Source organism: Streptomyces sp. NRRL F-525, from assembly GCF_000716605.1.
Lineage (GTDB): Bacteria > Actinomycetota > Actinomycetes > Streptomycetales > Streptomycetaceae > Streptomyces.
This window is the reverse complement of record NZ_JNXE01000008.1, coordinates 270,635-289,096: the sequence shown is the minus strand read 5'-3', so window position 1 is coordinate 289,096 and position 18,462 is coordinate 270,635. Positions and strand designations below refer to the sequence as shown.

Annotated in this window: 8 protein-coding genes; 3 read left to right on the top strand and 5 right to left on the bottom strand. The window is 72.5% G+C overall.

All coding sequences use genetic code 11. The features are described from left to right. Positions 1-69: 69 nt before the first annotated feature. From OO69_RS15110 to OO69_RS15090, 5 genes are all read right to left on the bottom strand, one after another. Positions 70-11,739, bottom strand: coding sequence for a hypothetical protein (locus tag OO69_RS15110; protein WP_033281104.1), 11,670 nt, complete (start codon positions 11,737-11,739; stop codon positions 70-72). A gap of 1 nt (position 11,740) precedes the next feature. Beyond that, positions 11,741-12,076 carry a hypothetical protein gene (locus OO69_RS15105; RefSeq protein WP_033281103.1) on the bottom strand — a complete coding sequence of 112 codons (336 nt, stop codon included), beginning with the start codon at positions 12,074-12,076 and terminating at the stop codon, positions 11,741-11,743. Next, positions 12,073-12,564, bottom strand: a complete 492-nt coding sequence (locus OO69_RS51945) for a YbaB/EbfC family nucleoid-associated protein (RefSeq protein ID WP_051801024.1) — start codon at positions 12,562-12,564, stop codon at positions 12,073-12,075. Before OO69_RS51945 ends, OO69_RS15105 begins: the two co-directional genes overlap by 4 nt. Positions 12,565-12,979: 415 nt before the next feature. Continuing rightward, positions 12,980-13,936 (bottom strand): ornithine cyclodeaminase family protein, encoded by a 957-nt coding sequence (locus tag OO69_RS15095; RefSeq protein WP_033281102.1) that lies wholly within the window; start codon positions 13,934-13,936, stop codon positions 12,980-12,982. Next, on the bottom strand, positions 13,933-14,694 hold the full coding sequence (locus tag OO69_RS15090) for an IclR family transcriptional regulator (protein WP_051801023.1): 762 nt from the start codon (positions 14,692-14,694) through the stop codon (positions 13,933-13,935). The genes OO69_RS15095 and OO69_RS15090 overlap by 4 nt, the downstream gene beginning before the upstream one ends. A gap of 148 nt (positions 14,695-14,842) precedes the next feature. On the opposite strand from OO69_RS15090, the gene OO69_RS15085 reads away from it, so the two are divergent. The 3 genes from OO69_RS15085 (at position 14,843) to OO69_RS15075 (ending at position 18,438) form a co-directional block, all read left to right on the top strand. Further along, the gene (locus OO69_RS15085) at positions 14,843-16,156 is read left to right on the top strand and encodes an amidohydrolase family protein (protein ID WP_033281101.1); all 1,314 of its coding nucleotides are present in this window, start codon (positions 14,843-14,845) and stop codon (positions 16,154-16,156) included. After that, positions 16,153-17,238 (top strand): dipeptidase, encoded by a 1,086-nt coding sequence (locus OO69_RS15080; protein ID WP_033281100.1) that lies wholly within the window; start codon positions 16,153-16,155, stop codon positions 17,236-17,238. Before OO69_RS15085 ends, OO69_RS15080 begins: the two co-directional genes overlap by 4 nt. 69 nt (positions 17,239-17,307) lie before the next feature. Next, positions 17,308-18,438, top strand: a complete 1,131-nt coding sequence (locus OO69_RS15075) for a carboxylate-amine ligase (protein WP_033281099.1) — start codon at positions 17,308-17,310, stop codon at positions 18,436-18,438. Positions 18,439-18,462: the final 24 nt, after the last annotated feature.

Below are 18,462 nucleotides of genomic sequence, written 5' to 3'. Positions count from 1 at the left end.
CGGGGTGCCGGTCAGCACGGCGAGACCCGGGGAGTCCGTGGTGGTCTCCGCGTCGGGGCGGGGCCGCCCTCACGGTTCGAAGCGGTGTGCCGTCCCGTCGTCCGTGATCAGTGTCAGGACGATTCCCAGGTCGCGGGCGGCGGTGTCCGCGGCGGTCTCGGTGAGGAGGTCGTCGCGGTCCGCCCAGCGGCGCAGCAGCCGGTAGCGCTGCGCGAGCGTCAGGGTGAGGTCGCCGAGCGGGAGCGCGCCGGTCAGCGCGGCGAACGCGGCCTGGTCGGGGGTCGGGGTCTCGCCCACCGCGGCGAGGTCGTCGAGCGACACCATCGTGTGCGCCGGACCCGCCCAGTCGGCGGCGGCCAGGCGGGGCGCGCGTGCTGCGGCGTCCGGGGCCGCGAGCCGGAACTCGGTCCAGCGGTGCAGCGCGTCGGACGGATCCGGTCCCCCGAGAAGACCGCCGAGCCCCGGTCGGCCGAACGGGTCCGACCCCGTCTTCCTCAGGGCGTCGACCAGCGCGGCCGGCAACCAGTCGCCGCCGTCCGCGGGCTGACGTAGCGTCACAGGAACGGAAGCGGACCGGTTGCCGGTTTCTCCGGCCTTCGACTCGGGTGCCTTCGTGGCGCTCGACTTCACCTGGTCCGGGGCGACGTGGACGCCGAGGCGGTCGGTGAAGAGTCCGGCGACGTTGTCCAGCCAGCCGGCCGCGACCGCGGGGTCGATGTCCGGCCGTACCGACTTGCTCATGTAGCGGCCGGACTTGTCGTTCACGGTCCACGTCCGCAGGCTCTCGCTCCAGCGGAACTCGCCCGACACCCGGCTCGCGCCGGGCCGCGTACGACCGCCTTCGTCGAACACGGCGGCGATGCCGGTGTGTCCGAGGCCGTCGATCTCCGCCCGCAGCGACTTCGCCGTCACCTCGGGGCGCCGGGTGCGGACGCCGGCGAGCAGCGCGTCGAACCGGTCCTGCGCCATCACCCGCGAAGGTGCCTCGCTGCCGAGCAGGACACGGCCGTCGTCGGTCACCGTGTACAGCCACACCGCGTCGCGGTTGCCGGTGATCAGCAGGTCGGGATCCACCTCGTCGAGGGGGATCCACAGCGGGTTCGCCCGTACGTCGCCCTCGTCGTCGCGCTCCTCGTCCTTGACCCGCTTCGGCATCACGGGGTCGCCGAAACCGGCGGTGAGGTCACCGCTCGGACCGTGCTGCGGCGCCGTGGGCAGCAACGTCTCGTAGTGGTCGATGCCGTTGTAACTGACGTACACCGTAGGCCCGTTGGCGTCCTCGGAGAGGCGGTGCATCAGGGATCCGCCGTGGCCGTCGGGCTGGACTACGACGAGGTCGATGCCCAGCGACTGGGTGAGCAGCAGGGGTACCTCGTCATAGAAGGGCGTGTGCCACAGGTCGGCCGAGCGGATCGCGCGGTCGACCAGCCCATGCTCCCCCAGGGTGGCGGTCTGGGACGGGGTGGCGGGCACGGCGGTCGGCAGGTGGTCGCGGATCTCCCGCCACAGGGCCCGCGACCTCGCCGTGGCTGGGCCGTGCAGGGTCCGCAGGACCAGTTGGCGCACGTTGTTCGCGTGCGCCCGTCCGGTCAGCGTGTGCCGTCGGGCGTCCGCCTCGGGACCCGTGGCGTTCTCCAGCCCTTCGTCCTTCAACTGGGCCTGAATGCCCGCCTGTTGCGTAGCAGTCAGCGGGAATTGCCTGCGCGGGCCCAGCAGGGCGAGCAGGGGCTGCAGGCTGCTCAGGTCCGGGTACCTGTCGTGGACGATCGTGTCCAACGGGTCCCGCGCCGCGTGCTGGTGGGCGGCAGCGGACGTCCTGTACCAGTCGGCGGTGTCGTTCCGCAGGTCGGCGACCGTCATCGTGTCGACGGTTCTGCCCCGCACGGTGTGGCCGGGGTGCTGGGCTCCGAGGCCGGCGATGATGGCGGTGAACAGGCAGTTGCCGTCGGGAGCCACGTTCTGGAGGGTCATCTGCCGGCCGTCCACGAGGACGGTCCGGGCGGGCGGCGGCTGCTTGTCGCCAGCGGACTTGCCTTGTGCGTCCGAGTCGGGCTTGCCCTTGGCCTTCGTCTCCTTGGCCTTCGCCTCCTTGGTCTTCGTCTCCTTGGCCTTCGTGTCGTCGGCGTCCTTGTCCCCCGGCGGTTCCGTGCCCCGAACGGGCGGCGCCGGTACGGGTGTTGCAGTCCGGGGACGGGCCGACAGGTAGCTGTCACCGCGCCGGTAGACGGTCACCTGCCGGAGCGGGCCGGCCGTGGGATCGGCGGAGCCCGGGAAGAACCGGTAACTGCCGTCCTCCCCCACGACCGTGATGTCCACTCCGAGGGAACGCGCCGCCAGGTCCGCGGCGAGGTCCGCCGTCGCGTCGTCCCAACGGCGGGCGCGCTGTACGTGCAGCCGTACGAGACTCTGCCGCTGGGCGGGGGTCAGTGCGGAGAGCAGGGTGTCGGGCAGCCGGCCGCCGTTCTCCTCGACGGTGCCGGACAGGGCGGGGTCGCGCCGGAAGTGCTCGCCGAGCCTGCTGGTCAACTCGGCCGTACGGAAGACTGCTTGAGGGTCGAGCGTCACGTCCGGGGGCATGTCGATGCTCCTGGCCACGCGGCCGGCCAGTGCGGCACGTCGGGCTTCCGACACCGCCGTCGGGCCGCCGCGATCCGCGACACCGAGGATCGCCGTGAAGAACCCGTTGCCGTCACCGTCCGGTTCGTGCAGGTCGTAGACCCAGCTCTGGCCGTCGGGATCGGTGGCGGTCAGGGTGCGGTGGTCCTGGGCCGCGTCGAACCGGCGCAGCGACGGGTCCAGGGTTCCGGCCGTCTCCCACGGCGGACGGCTGAACGCGGGGCGCAGTTCGGCGTCGCCCGCCGCCTCGTCCCGCTCCCCACCGTCCTTCTTGTCGCCGTCCTTCTTGTCAGTCGTCTCGGTGGTCTTCTTCTCCGTCACCGGTCCCTTCGCGGTGCCCGGTGCCGCCGGGGCCCGGAAGACGACCTCGTCCGGTTCCGGGGTGGCGCCGAGCTGGGCGCGTCCCGCAGGTGTGGCCGCGAGCTGGTGCCAGCGGGTCAGGCGGTCGGCGGCTTCCCGGACGCGCGCGTACTCGTCGGCGAGCGCCTCCGCGAAGGCACGTCGCTCGCCCAACTCCGCTGTAAGGGCGTCCAGTTGGTCGCGTGCCGTGTCGCGGGTCGCACGGGCCGCGGTGACCTCGTCGGCGGCCGCCCGCAGCAGGGCCGTCACGCGGTCGTGTGCGGCGTCGCGTTCCGCGTCGTGGAGTTCCGCCCAGCCGTCGTGGGCGGGTTCCGCGCCGTCGTTCTCCTGTTCCAGGCGGGCGAGTTCGCCCCGTGCGGCGATCACCTGGGGCAGGGTCTCGGGGTCGCGTGCGGTGAGGGTGGTCAGCAGGTTCTCGGCGTCCGTGAGCGTGGTCTCGCGGCGCGGACCCTCGTCACGGCGCAGCTCCCAGTACTTCTTGTCGGCGGCCGTCCACTCCTTGTCGGCCTTGGTGACCGCGTCCCACGCTTTGGCCGCCACCGGCGGGAATCCGTCGTCGGCTACGAGGCCCAGTTCACGGGCGACGTCCTCGCGGACCCAGGCCAGGACGGTGGTCTCGGTCTCGCGTGCCTGCGGGGCGCGCTGCGGGTTGCCGAACGGGCTGCGCATCGCCCGCACCGGCGCGGAGTCCTTGACGTGGTGGTGGACCGCGGCGACGCTCAGCCAGGTCGTGGGGATGGCGAACAGGAACGTGCGGGTGGTGTTCGGCTTGACGTTCACCGATGCGAGGCGGTCGCCGGCCGAGGCGAGGGTGTCGGACTCGGTCGAGACGTCACCCGGTCCGGAGGCGCCCATCTGGTTGGTGCCGGTGGCGGAGGACGACGTGGCGGGACCGCCGCCGAGCGACGACTCGGTCTGCCCGACGCGCCCGGCACTCGCGCCACCGCCCTGCACATGCCGCTTGGGTGCCTCGTGCTTCATGCCGTCGGTGACGGCGAGCAGCCGGGCCTGCCGGAACTGGGGGCGCGAGTACAGCCGGAGGTCGGCGTCCGCGCCGCCGAAGAAGCCGCGTTCGGTCAGGCCGGCCACCTCGTAGCCGCCGGGGTCGAGGGTGCGGTCGTAGAAGGCGCTGAGGGCGCCGTTGCCGGTGGCGTCCTCCAGGTTCTGGGCGGGCCCGGTGCCTGCGCGGGTGAGCGGGGTGTCCTCGGCGCGGGCGATCAGGTCGTCGTCGGCCGTGTCGGTGAGCGGGAAGGACGTGTCGTAGGCGGAGGCGAGGACAAGGGAGTTGGCGGTGTGGAGCTGGTCGACGCCGACGATCCTGCGGACCTTGAAGCCGTCCGGCGGCATGGTGAACGGCTTCATGCTGTCGTCGGGGTGGAGCGTGTCGAGCCAGCCGCCGGGGCCGGTCGTGGCGGGCGGTGCGACGCGGCGGGAGGGTCCGGGGGCGTCGAGGGGGGCCGGGGCCAGTGGGTCGTCCCGTTCGGCGGCGGGGTCGACGGGGTCGGGGCGCATGAGGCTGAGCGGGTAGTGCTCGACGAGTTCCCCGACATCGCCCTCGGAGCTGACGCGCAGCAGGCGCCGGCCGGAGACCCCTCGCCAGGTGCGGTGCGCGGCCCGCTTCACCCAGGCGGAGGCGCCGGTGCCGGTCTTGGGTTCGCGGGTGTCGGTGACCTCCAGGGTGAGCCGCATCCGGTAGCGGGTGACGTACTCGGCGTGTCCCTGGGTCGTCGTCGCGGTGGCGATCCGTACGGTGCCCTCGGACTGGTTCTGGGCGGCGGTCTGCTGGGTGGAGCCGACCTCCGCGTACGTCGGTCCGGCCATCCGCACGGTGTCGTTGCCGGTGTGCGCGCCCTGGGCGACGGTGGTGCCGACGCTGGCGCCGGACGCGCGGCCGCGGCCCTCCTGCGTGGTCTCCACGGCGTGCCGGTGCTCCTCGAACTCCACGCTGTGGCCGAGGCCGCCGAAGCCGCTGCCGTCCGGTGCGGGCCTGTCGACGGGCACCTTCACCGGGATCAGCTCGGCGCGCGCCCGCACCTTGCGGCTGCCGATCCACAGGTTGGCGGTGGACGAGCCCCAACGGCCCACGCGGGCGGGCACGGAGGAACTGCCGCCGGTCATCTCCTTGCCGAGGGCGCGCACGACGCGTTCGGACATCAGCCGATGCACCGTGTCCCGGTCGCTGGACGTCAGTCCGAGCGGCCTCAACTGCCGGTCGAAATCGTTGAGTACGGCCGCGGTGTCGAGCGCGGTGAGCGGGAAACTGCCGAACGGGTTGTCCAGGAGCCAGGGTTGGGGCGACCACCGGCGCCGGGTGTAGAGCGGTACGTCGCCCCAGCGGTCCCGGAGCAGGCCCATCCGGTAGGCGCTCTTCTCCGGAACGTGCCCGACCCAGCCGTCGTTGACGAGGACCCGCCGCCCGGACGCGCCGGCGAGCCAGCGGGGCAGGCGCCGTACGCCCGTCGCGCGTTCACCGACGAGGGTGGAGGTCGCGGCGATCTCGTGGTCGACGTCGGCGGTGACGAGTACCTGCCGGCCCTGGTCCTTGCGGTTGATCTCGGCGAGCGCGGTCCGGGAGACGGCCCGGAAGCGGGACTTGTCGAGGCGGTAGGGGCTGGCGACGAGACCGTAGTTGCCAGTGGTCCCGGTGCCGGTGTCGTGCGAGTGGAGGTAGACGAGCTGGCCGCCGAAGAACAGCGTGCTGGTGCTGGTGTGGCGTCCCGAGGCCTGGGTGGCACCGCCGACGGTCGTCTCCGCCTCGATCGGGATGGCGCCCGTCACGGCGGTGAGGCTCCCGGGGCGCAGGCGGCTGCGGTGGGCGAGGACCGAGGAGCGGTCCAGGTAGGGGGCCTTCGCCCACAGCCCGGAGGCGCGCCAGCCGGTCGGGGCGGACGACTGGTCGAAGTTCGCGGTCAGGAACTGGCTCTGGAACACGCGCAGCGCCGCGTCGTGGACGGGGGCTCCCTGGTTCGTCAGCATCCAGGAGTTGCCCGACGACTCCTTGAGGACGTCCTCGGCGGCCCGGCCGAGGGCGGGGTCCGCGACGACCGCGAGGGTCAGGTACGGGTGGCGCCGGTACTCCTCGCGACCCCGGCGGCCGGCCCGCTCGAACAGGCCTCGGGTGGCGAGCGCCAGGTCCCGGGCGGCCTGCCCGGTGGTCGCGAGGGGTACACCGTGCAGGGGGTGGTGCGGGCGTGAGGTGTCCCGGGCGGGCGTGTGCTCGACGGGCACGCCGAGCAGCACCCGTCCGACGGAGGGTCCCTTGGCGGCCGGGCCGGGCGCCGGCGCACCGACCGGGCCGATGAGGTTCTTCTCCCGCTCGGTGAAGACGAACGGCCGCGTTCCCAGCAGGTTGAGGAAGAGGACACCCCGCAGCAGGCCGCGGAACCGGCGGAAGCCGCCGCGCCGCGCGGTCAGGGTGACCTCGTAGCTGTACAGATGGGTGCCCTTGGTGCCGATCGACATGGCCTCGTGCGTGACGGCGGCCCCGTAGCCGCTCTCCGAGTCGCTACGGCCGCCCCAGCGCACGCCGAGCGAACCGGTGCCCGCGTGCAGCGGGCCGCCCGCGCTGTCGGTCGCCGCGTCCCGCAGCGACAGCAGCCCCTCCGCGCCGATGTGCGCGCCGCGCGCGCTGTTCTGCCGCCCGCCGAGGTTCTCGCTGCCGGGTGCGCTGAACCGCAGCCGCAGATCCTTCTGCGTGCCCTCGAAACGGCGGTCGGTGAGGGCGGCGTCCACCCACACGTACCGGTGCGCGCGGGTGGCGCGGCGGGAGTCGACCAGGGAGATCCGCAGCCCCGTGGTCATCATCGTCTCCAGGTTCCCCGCCATGCTGTGGAAGGCGAGGGTGTTGAGCACCTCCAGGGTGTTGGAGACCGCCATCTGGAAGTGGTCGGCGTTGCGCCAGCGGGGATTCGCGGGATCGAGTTCGGACAGGGGCGCGACAAGGTCGGGGTAGGCGCGCGCGACCTCGTCGAGGACCTGGTCGCCGAAGTGGTCGAGGAACGTGCGGTCCTCGCCGTCGATGTCCCGTACGTAGGAGCCGTCGGCGAACGTGAACTCCTCGACCCTGCTCATGCCGAGGGTGGGCGGCGCGTCCTGGGTGAGGTACGGCGGCACCCTGGGCGGGGTGCCGGGCGCGGGGCTCGCCTCCCCCGCGAGGCGGCGTGCCTCGGTGCGGGTGAGTCGTTCCACGGCCCAGGTCTGGAACGTACGGGTGCGCGGTGCCTCGCTCCAGATCCGCGGGGGGTTCTTGCGCAGCTTGCCGGGTGTCGAACTCGCGTCGTCGCGCCTGCGGTCGGGCAGCGGTGCCTTGGTGTCGGGGGGTGCGGTGACGGTGACGGTCTTCTGGACCAGGTAGAGGCCCGTGGGATCGCCCTTGGCCTGCCCGGCCGACTTCACGGCGCCGGTTCCGCCCGTGACGGAGGCGCGGTTGCGGGAAGCGCCGTAGCGGAAGTTGAGACCGGCGAGCAGCCGCAGGTCGAACTTGCCCTGGTCGATGCCGAGGAGTTGGAAGGCCGGTCCGAGGGCACCGCCGATGTCGACGCCCGAGGATCTGCCGGTGGTCCGCTCGTTGCGGACCGTCGTCTGGGAGATGTCCCGGAGTTCGGCGGCGGTGGTCTCGCTGATGAGGACGGCCTCGCCGGGCTGCACCCGGACCGAGAAGACACCGAGCGGTTCGCGCCCCGCGTCGTCCTTGAACAACGGCGGCGACGTGACCGTCCCGGCCGCCATGACCCGGCTCATGCGGTGGAACCCGTCGGTGGAGAAGAACGAGTTGATCTGCTTGCCGGCCATGCTGTCCGTGTCCGTGCCGACCTGTTGGAGCGCCCAGTCCCGGATGTGTGCGACGGGGCCGAAGCTCTCCGTGTTCATCATGCGGTAGTTGGAGCCGCGGTCGAGCCGCATCCGCGGCGGGAGCCGGTCGGCGGGGGGCTTGGGCCGGGTGAGGCTGTCGGCGATGCGCACGAACAGCCCGTCCCTGACGGCGAACCCGAAGGCGACCTGACCACGCGTGCCGGACGTGGGCCTGATCGCCTTGCCGGTCCGGTCCACGGGGCGTCCGGCCGGATCGGTGACCCTGAACTCGTACCAGACGTCGTCGAGATGGGCGTGCGAGCCGTCGGTCGTGCGGGTCTCGTTCTGGTTCACGACGAGGTTCTGCATGTTGTACTCGACCCGCTTGGTCCAGGAGAACTGCGCGAAGACCCGTCCCCAGGGCGCGAACAGCGTCTTCACCGGTCCGAGCGGCGCGGTGGGCGCGAGGGACCCCGCCGTGCTGTTCACCGCGACCCGGCCGGTGAGGGCGGTGTTGCGCTGCATCGTGTCGATCTTCACGGGGTTGGCGTAGCCGAAGGTGAACCTCTCCCACTGCCCGTACGGGCGGGCCGTGACCGTCAGAACCCGCGACTTGCCGTCCACCGTGCGGTAGTTGAACTGCTGCCCGTCGCCGAAGAAGCCGCTCGGGTTGTGCACGAGGGAGTGCCGTACGTCGTCGAGGAGCCCGTCACCGGCGCGGTTGCCGCCGGGGCGCGCGGGACGGGGGCGGACGCCGGGCGGCTGGCGGAGGTTGAGGTCGAGCTGCTCGACGACGCGGTCGGCGCCGCGCAGGACGCGGTCCCCCTGGCCGAGGGCGTAGGACCGGCGCAGCAGGTTGCGCGGCAGGCCGCGTAGCAACTCGCCGATGCCGCCCATGTAGACGGGCAGTCTGGCACCGTCGGTGAACGACGCGGGTCCGCCGCCGCTGTACGGCGCGGGCGGCAGGTCGAGGTCGACGCGCGGCGGCCGACGGGAGTCCAGGTCGTGCACCACCCAGGTCGGCCCCGGCGCGGCGGGCTTCTTGACCGGCGGGGCGGTGAACTTGGCCTCGGTGTCCTCGTCGATGGCTTCGAGCAGGGGGGTACGGCGGTTCGGCGGGGCGCTCTTGCGGGGCGGGCGCTGTCGACGGGGCTTCTCCGGGGAGTCGTCCGGACCGCGAGGAGGTTCTGAAGTCGGCCTGTCGCCCGCGGAGTTGAGCAGCCCGTCGAACGGCACCTCCGTGATCGTGGTCGTCGAATCACTCGTGGTGGATGTCGTCGCGACGAGGGGTGTCCCGCCGCTCACGGTGACCACGGGCTGCGGAACGTCGGAGGTCTCCTCGGGCTTGGGGGCACCGCCCCGCAGCCGCTGCGGCAGCCCGAGGCCCCTGCGGAGACCGTCGGCGCGCGCGATCGCCTCCGCACGCGTCCCGCCCGCGGCCAGCACGTCGGCGACCTGACGTACGGCGCTTCGGTACGACTCGATCGCGTGCCGCGAGTCCGCGAGCACGGGGTGCAGTTCCAGGGGCAGCACGAGCACGGTGGCGGTGTCCCACGACTGCCGTGCGGTGTCCGGAGCCACTCCGGGCGTGGCCAGCGCGAAGTCCGAGAACGCGTCGTTCCACAGACGCCTGCTGGCCGTGGCGGCGGCGGTGTCGAGGTGCCCGGACCACGGACCGGGCTGCAGCATCAGCGCCTTGGCCTGCTGCAAGGGCGTGAGTCCGGTCTCCAGCAGCGACAGTCTGCCGCTCCCCATGACCGCCTGGGTCTGCTGCTCGACGGTGAGGACCGTTCCGGTGGAGGACAGGGCGGCTACGTCCACGTCTGCGTCGCCGGCCGGGAGGCCGGCGGCGGAGAAGTCCTGGGGCAGGTCGTCCTCGGTCAACTGCGAGGCGATCCAGTGCCGTTGGGCGTCGGAGCGGTCCACCACGGGGACAATGGCGGAGGGCTGCGCCGACGAGTCGGAGCCGAGGTCCAGGGCGGCGTCGGCGTGGGAACGCGGCACCTCGCCCAGCTCACGCAGCCGCGTCTCGGTCCGCGAGAGGTCCGCCTGGGCCTGCCGCACCGTGTTGTCCGCGTCGTGCAGCGCGGTGATGTCGCGGCTTGCCCCCTCGCCGGTTTCGACCCGCACGCGGAGCCGTTCGGCGGTGTCGACCGCATGCTGCAGCGACCGAACGGCGTCGGCATGGGCGTCGTGGGCCGCGCCTGCGAGCGGAGCGGGGTGGGTGACGGGGGCGGGGACTGGGTCTGGGGCTGGGTCTGTGGCGTCCGGTGTCGGTGGAGCCACGGCCTTTCCCTTGCCGGTGCCGGTGCCCGTTCCCGTGCCGGTGTCCGTGGTCGGGGTGCGGGTCGGAGTCGGGGCTTGGACAGGGTGCGGGGCTGGACTGCCGCCGCCCGTGTCGTTGCTCGAACTCCCCTGTGCAGGAACGTCGTTGTGGGTGACTGCGGGTGGGACGGTGGTCCCGACGGCGGGGGTCACGGGACTCAGGGCCGGCTCCGCCTCCGGAGAGTCCAAGTCGCCGTTCCGCGCTAGGGGTTCGGTGTCATGGCCTGTGTCGGTGCTGCCGTGCGTCACGACGGGCGGCGCGGGCGCCCCGACCACTGGCGGAATGACGGGCGTTGAAGACACCGCCACCGGCGGAATGACCGGGACGGACGTATGGGGCGGCGGGTCGAGGTCGCTGAGCGGGGGCACCTTCGTCGATGTGTCGGCGTCCGTGCCGAAGTGGGTGTCCGAGTCCGGACCCGCGACCACGGGCGTGTGCGGGCCGCTTCCCGCAACGGACTTGGTGCCGCCGCTCCTGCCCGGGCCGGTGTTCGGACCGACGGTGTCGGCGTCTCCGGTGCCGGTGTCGGGGACCGATGTGGAGATCGTCGGCGGGTTGCCGAAGTTCTTGAGCCAGTCGGCGCTGTTGGTGACCGCGTGCTCGGCCCCCGCCTCGAACCGCTCGCTCAGGCCCGACCCGACGAACGTCTGCCAGCTCGGCGTGAAGTCCCCGAAGAACGCGCCCATCACGAGGGACTCGGCCAGCGTCTCCGACGCGCCGTCCGCGATGAACTCACCGCTCTGGTCAAGCGCCTTGGCGGAGAAGCTCTCGTCACCGTGGGGTGTCGGCGTCACATGCGGGGTGACAGTGGGGGTCGTCTTGGGGACGTGGGTCCCGGGTCCCGGCGTCGGACCGGGCTTCGGCCTGTTCTTCAGGTTCAGGTCGGTGGGGTTCGGCTTCGGTGCCTTCGGCCCGACCAGGTTGATGTCGTCGAACTTCTTCCCCAGGTCACCGATGTTCTTGAGGTTGTTCGTGACGTTCTTCATCGTCTTCGCGAAGATCGGCGCGAGGAACCCCGCGACGGCGCCGAACGCGGCGCTGAGACCGATGTCGCCCCAGTCGATCGACTTCGGCCGTTGCCCCTTGGGGGCGCCCGTCATCATGGCCAGCCGGACCGCGAGCGTCATGAAGGCCTCCTCGGCGGCCTCCAGGAAGCTGGGCAACAGGTGCGTGCGGCGCGAGAGTTCGAGCAGCACCTCCAAGATGAACACACGGCTGCGGGCCCGTGCCACCGCCGCCTCACTCGCGCTGGCGCCGCCGGTGAAGAAGGACATCACCGCGAGGATCGCGAGTTCGATGAACAGGCGGATGAGCTCGGCGATGATGTTCCACTTCGCCTCGCGGATCTGCATGGCGATGTTGACCTGGTTCTTGGTCACCTTGTCCAGGTCGGCCTCGAACTGGTCGAGATAGGGCAGGACTTGGTTGATCGCCCCGATGAACTGGTCGGCGGTGCCCTTGGGGAGGCCCTCTCCCACGGCCAGTACCGCTTGTTTCGCCCGTGACTTGAGCGCGCCGACATGCTGGCGGAGCTGGTCGAACGACTGGCTGGTGTCGTAGGCGTGGTCCTCGTTGGCCTCCAGGAACTTCTCCCCGATGAGGATGAAGAACAGCCAGTTGAGCTTGGGAGGGACGACGATGGCCACGTTACGGTCGGCTCCCGGTGCGCCCTTGTTGTTCGTGGATGGCGTCGAGGATCCCGCCCTGGGTGCCGCGGATCGAGCGCAGGTTGTCGAGGGTGCCGTCGCCCACGGCCGAGATGCCCGCGGCGATGGCGTCGATGGTGGCGAGGACGGAGTCGCGGGTCTGCACGAACTCCTTCCTGAGCTGCTGCCCGTAGCTGTCGTTGCCGGTCCAGTCGGTGTCGGCCAGGGCGGCGTGGGCGGATGCGCCGACCTCGTCGGCGTACCTGCCGAGGTCCTCGATGACACGGCTGCCGCCGATGATGGCCGCCGGGTTCGATGTGTAGGACGGGCCGGTCATCGGATGCCTCCGTCTTCCTCGTCGTCGGCGATCTCGTCGTGCAGGCGGGTGCGGGCGGCGGGCCTGGCGGAGCGGCTCCGGGCGGGGGCGGACGGGCCCGTGAACCGGGCCCAGTCGATGTCGAGTCCGGCGAGTTCGGGCACCTGCGGGCCGGGGGTGTCGAGCGGCCGTAAGTGATGGGCCGCCTCGCGTCGTGCCTGATCGCGGCCCGCTTCGACCGCCTCGATGATCGCCGCGCCGAGTTCCGCGCTCGACATCTCACGGAACTTGTCGCCCAGGAACCGCAGGTCGCTCAGTTCGCCCCGGGGTCCGACGGTGACCTCGACGGAGCCGTCCTTGGAGACGGTGGCCGAGGAGAAGTCGGCCATGCCGGCCTCCGCGCGTGCCGCGTCCCGCTCGGCTGCCGCCAGTTCGGCTCTGGCCCGGGCGAGGCGTCGCTCCAGCTGTTCCTCGTAGCCGTCCGGGCCGGACTCGGGCTCCTGGGTCATCCGGTCTCCATCTTCCTCGTACTCCACTCACCGGAGGCGGCCACCCCGCGGACCGACGCCAGCGCCGGGCCGTCCGTACCGGCGGGGCCCGCGTCGACAGCACTGACACGTACCGGCGGCGGTCACCTCAGCGCGCACCGGAGGTCCCGTCCGTACGCGCCCGGGGGCCCGCATCACTCGCCCTGAGACAGGACGCGCGCGGCTCGGGCCCACAGACATCCGATCATGGCGGGGCTGGTTGACGTCCGCCCCAACGGCACATGACGAGCGATGGATGAAGATCCGCATCCGCATTAACTTCGCCTGAAACAGGGCGACTTGAAGTGGCGGCGCGAGCGCGGAGAGAGACCCGGCGACGGCCCGACACCAAGGGAAGGCGACGGCCCTCCTGTCCCTTGAGCGGGGCCGTCGTCCCTCACAGGTCCACGCGGACGCCCCAGCCCCGTTCGAGCGCCACGTCGTAGGCCACCCGGACCGCCGCGACGTCGAGGGCGGCGTGGCCGGTGGACTTGAAGACGGTGAGGGTGTCGGTGTCCCCGCCCCGGCCCGGATGGGATCCGTCGAGGACGGATCCGAGGAGGGTCACCGGCCGGCCGGGGGCGAGGCCCTGGAGTTCATGGGCGCCCGCCGGTGGTGGTGCCGCGGCCGCGCCGGTCCACTCGGTGAACAGGACCGCGTCGCGGACGGTGTCCGGGTCCAGTTCGGGCCCCTGGGAGCCGCCGACCGACGAGACATGGACGCCGGGAGCGAGCCACTCGCGTCGGATGACGGGTGCGGTGGCGCCGGTGCAGCAGAACACCACGTCGGCGTCGCGTACCGCCTCTTCGACACCGGCGGCGACCCGCGCGCCGGGATACAGCGCCGCCGCCGCGCCGGCCCGTACCGGATCGCGGCCGGCGACCGTCACCTCGGCATCCGGCCGTACCGTCGCGAGCAGGGTCAGCTGGGCGCGGGCCTGCGCGCCTGTCCCCACCACCGTCACCCGGCCGAGACCGGGGCGGACGGCCAGGGCCAGCGCGCTGCGGGTGGCGACCGCCGCCGTGCGGGCCTCGGTCAGCGACTCGCCGTCGACGAGCGCCAGCGCCCGCCCGTCGTGTTCGTCGAACAGTGCCACCAGTCCCCGGTGGAAACCGCGTCCGGGGTGCCGTGGATCGGCGGTCACGGTCACCAGCTTCGCGGCCAGTCCGAGCCCGGGGACGTAGCCGGGCATCGCGCCCAGCAGTCCGGTCGGGGTCAGGGCGGCGATCCGCGGCGGGACGGAGACCTCGTCGCGGGCGATGGAGACCAGGGCCCGGCCCACCGCGTCGAGGACGGCGTCGGGCCGCAGCGCGGCGGCCGTCTGCCGACGGTCCAGCACCAGCAGGCCGCTCACCGGCCGGCCTCCGCCGTGCCGGCGGTCAGGGCCGTCCCCAGCTCGTCCGCCGCCGCGCGCAACTCCCGCTCCACGGAGGCCAGTTCCGGCCCGTCGAACTCCGCGTCCGGCCCAACGACCGTCAGTGCGCACACCGGAGCGCCGGGGTCGGGCACCACCGCCCGGCTGACAGAGGCCACCAGCTTGTCGTTACGACCGCGCTCCACGGCGACGCCGGTCCGTTCCACCTCGCTCAACTCCCGTGCCACGTCGGCGGCTTCATCGCCGAGTCCATCCAACCACCGTGTCCTGGCGTCCGGTTCGAGGGCGGCGACCAGGGCCAGCGGACCGGCGAACCGCCGGACCGGCAGCAGCTCGCCCCTCAAGTGACTGATCATGGCCAGCCGTTCGGGCCTGACCACGTCGATCACCCGGGCGCCGCCCTCCTCCAGCACCTGGAGGTTGACCATCATCGAGGTCGCGGCGGACAGCCGTTCCAGCACCGGACGGGCCAGCGCGGTCAGCGAGTTGCCCGCGGCGGAGGCAGACATCCGGAGCACGGCGGCACCGGGCAGATAACGGTCACCGGCCCGCAGCACCCAGCCCCGCCGGACCAGGTCCAGCAGGATCCGGTAGGCGGTGGCGCGGTGCAGGCCCACCTCGGCGGCCAGATCGGTCAGCCGCACCGGGTGCGGTGCGCGCGAGACGGCCTCGACCAGGTCGAGCGCCTTGTCCACGGCCGACCTGGGCGGCGCCGGGGTAAGGGGGGCGACGGGCATGGCAGCGGCTCTTCCTTCTCGTCCTGTCCGGTTCGGGTCCTTGCGGTGATCCACCGGTCACGGAGTACAGTATCCACGCGTTTTCATCACACGATACAGATGTTACCCAGAGCGCAACAACGTACGACCTCGCGGACTGAAGGTGACCATGACCGATCTGCCCCCGGGTGCCCCGACCCCCTGGGCCGCACCGCCCGCCGGAACCGTCACGGTCTACCGCGGCGCCGCCCTCTTCGACGGCACCGGCGACCGGCCCCGTGCGGACACCACGATCGTCACGGACGGCGAGCGGATCCACGCCGTGATCGGCGATAGCGAACCGTTGCCCCCGCTCGCGGCCGACGCGCCCCGCGTCGACCTCGACGGCAGGTTCGTCGTCCCCGGCCTGATCGACACCCACCAGCACCTGGCCACCCCGCCAAACCGGCCCGTCGCCGAGGCGGTGCTCAGGCGCCTGGTGCACAGCGGGGTCACCGCAATCCGCGACATGGCCGACGACCTGCGGCAGATCGGCGACCTCGCCCGCGCCACCCTGGTCGGCGAGATCCCCGGCCCCGACATCCGCTACGCGGCGCTCATGGCCGGACCCTCCTTCTTCGACGACCCGCGCACCCACGAGGTCTCCCGGGGCGCCACGCCCGGCGCCGTCCCCTGGATGCAGGCCATCACCCCCGACACCGACCTCACCATCGCCGTCGCCCTGGCCCGTGGCACCCACGCCGCCGCGATCAAGGTCTACGCCGACCTGGACGCCGCGACCGTCGCCGCGATCACCGCCGAGGCGCACCGCCAGGGCATCGCCGTCTGGGCGCACGCCACCGTCTTCCCGGCCGCGCCCGGCGAGGTCGTCGCCGCGGGCGTGGACAGCGTCTCGCACGTCACCCTGCTCGCCTTCGAGAACCCCACCGAGCCGCTGAGCAGCTACAAAACCAAACCGCCCGTGGAGCACGACCGCTTCGCCGCCGGCGACGACCCGCAACTGGCCGCGCTCTTCGCCGAGATGCGCCGCCGGGGCACCGTCCTCGACGCCACCGCGTCCATGTGGACCAGCGACGAACTCCGGGGCGACACCGCCGAATCGACCGAACGGGCCCGCCGCAACACCGAGTTGGCCGCCACCGTCACCGCCCAGGCACACCGCGCCGGAGTCGGCGTCTGCACCGGCACGGACTTCGAGACCGACCCCGACGACCCGTTCCCCGCCCTCTACGGCGAACTCGCCTTCCTCGCCGACCAGTGCGGCATGTCCAACGCCGACGTCCTGCGCTCGGCGACCCTCATCGGCGCCAGGGCCGCCGGCACCGAGGCGGACATGGGCAGCGTCGAGGCCGGAAAGCTCGCGAACTTCGCGGTCCTGGACGAGGACCCGCTCCGGGACATCGCCAACCTGCGCACCATCACCCTCACCGTGAAACGCGGCCGCCGCTTCGACCGCGCCGACTTCGAGAAGGACGCCCAGTGACCACCGCCGCGCACCCGATGATCGTCAACGCGCTGGGGCAGCTCGACAACCCCAACACCCCCGCCGCCCGGGCCGCCGCCACGCAGCTCAACCCCGCCAGCGCCCAACTCGCGGTCGACGCCCGGGCGATCGCCGAGGCCCGCGCCTCCGGCCTGACCGCCGTCAACATCACCCTCGGCTACACCATGGGCGACCTCCCGCCGTACGAACACACGCTGGACGAGATCGCGGTCTGGGACGGCATCCTCGACGCACACCCGGCCGACCTGCTCAAGGTCCGCACGGCCGACGACATCCGGCGCGCCCACCGGGAGCGGCGGATCGGCGTCATCTACGGCTTCCAGAACGCCGTCGCCGTCGGCGAGGACCCGGCCCTCGTCGAGAGCCGCGTCGCCGGGTTCGCGGAGGCCGGCGTACGGGTCGTCCAGCTCACCTACAACCAGGCCAACCACCTCGGCGACGGCTCCATGGCCACCGCCAACCGGGGCCTGACCCCCTTCGGCCACCGGGTCGTCGAGGCCCTCAACGACCACCACCTGATGGTCGACCTCTCCCACAGCGGGGAGAACACCTGCCTGGACGCCGCCCGGCACTCCCGGCAGCCCGTGTCGATCAACCACACCGGCTGCCGTGCCCTGGCCGACCTCCCGCGCAACAAGACGGACGAGGAGCTCCGCCTGGTCGCCGACCGGGGCGGGTTCGTCGGCATCTACTTCATGCCCTTCCTCAACCCGACCGGCCACGCCACCGCCGCCGACGTCGTCGACCACATCGCGCACGCGGTCGACGTCTGCGGCGAGGACCACGTCGGCATCGGCACCGACGGCAGCGTCACCGCCGTGGACGACCTCGACGCCTATCGCACCTCGCTCGCCGAACACGTCGCCGCCCGCCGGGCGGCCGGTGTCGGCGCGGCGGGCGAACGGGCCGACACCTACCCCTTCGTCGTGGACCTGCGCGGCGTCGACCAGTTCCGCGACCTGATCCGCCTCCTGGAGAAGCGCGGCTACCGCTCCGGACGCATCGAGAAGATCCTCGGCCGCAACTTCCTCGACTACGCCGACCGCGTCTGGGCGTCCTGAGAGAAGACGAGCGGGCCGCCAGATGCGCGATTCTGTCGTGACGGGGCGGATCGGGGGCACCCCACCCCTATGACGACAGGTGTGACGCTCGGCGTCGAGGAAGAGTTCCTGCTGCTCGACCGTGAGACGGGACTGCCGACGCCGCGCATCGGCGAGGTCCGTGCCGCCGCGGGACGCGAGCCCGGGGTGCGGCGGGAGGACATCGACACCGAACTGCTCCAGGCGCAGCTGGAGGTCGCCACGCCGGTGTGTTCCGACCTCGACGAGGTCGCCGCGCACCTCACCCGCTTCCGGCGCGCGGTGGGGAGCGCCGCTCGCCGCGCGGACTGCCGGCTCGCGGCGACCGGTGGCGCACCGCTGGCCGGCGCACCGCTGGTGCCTGTCACCGCGCAGCAGCGCTACCGGACCATGCGGGCCGAGGCCGCTCGGCTGGTCGACGAGCAGCTGATCTGCGGCATGCACGTCCATGTCGCCGTGCCGGACCGGCAGGCCGGTGCCGCCGCGCTGGGCCGGCTGAGACCCTGGCTGCCGGTGCTGGTGGCCCTGGGCGCCAACTCCCCGTTCTGGGAAGGACGGGACACCGGCTTCGCGAGCTGGCGCACCGTGGTCTTCGGCCGCTGGCCGATCAGCGGCTCGCCGCCGTTCTTCACTGGCGCCGCGCACTACGAAGAGCAGGTGGCCGCGCTACTGGCCACCGGCGTCGTCTCCGACCGGGGCCAGCTGTACTGGCACGCCCGGCTGTCCGACGACTACCCGACCCTCGAAGTACGCGCGCCCGATGTCCAGTTGGACGTCGACAGTGCCGTCACCCTCGCCGGGCTCACCCGCGCGCTGGTGGTGACCGCACTGCACGAGGACCGTCGCGATCTGCTCCCCCTGACCCCCTCGCCCGAGATACTGCAGGCCGCCGGATGGCACGCGGCAAGGCGCGGCCTGAGCGCGGATCTCGTCGACCCCCGTACCGCCACGTCCTCCCCAGCAGCCGTGGTGGTGGGCGCCATGCTCGACCGCCTCACACCCGCGCTCGAGGAACTCGGGGACGTCGACCGGGTGACCTCCGGTGTGCAGCGGCTGCTCGATCAAGGGACGGGAGCCGCACGGCAACGCGCCGCGCTGGCCGCAGGCGGCACGAAGGCGCTCTTGGATCTGATCGCACCCCAGCCCGCGCAACCCGCCGCCGCGGTGGCCGCCGAGAGGTGACAGTCGCCGCGGACCGACACGGCG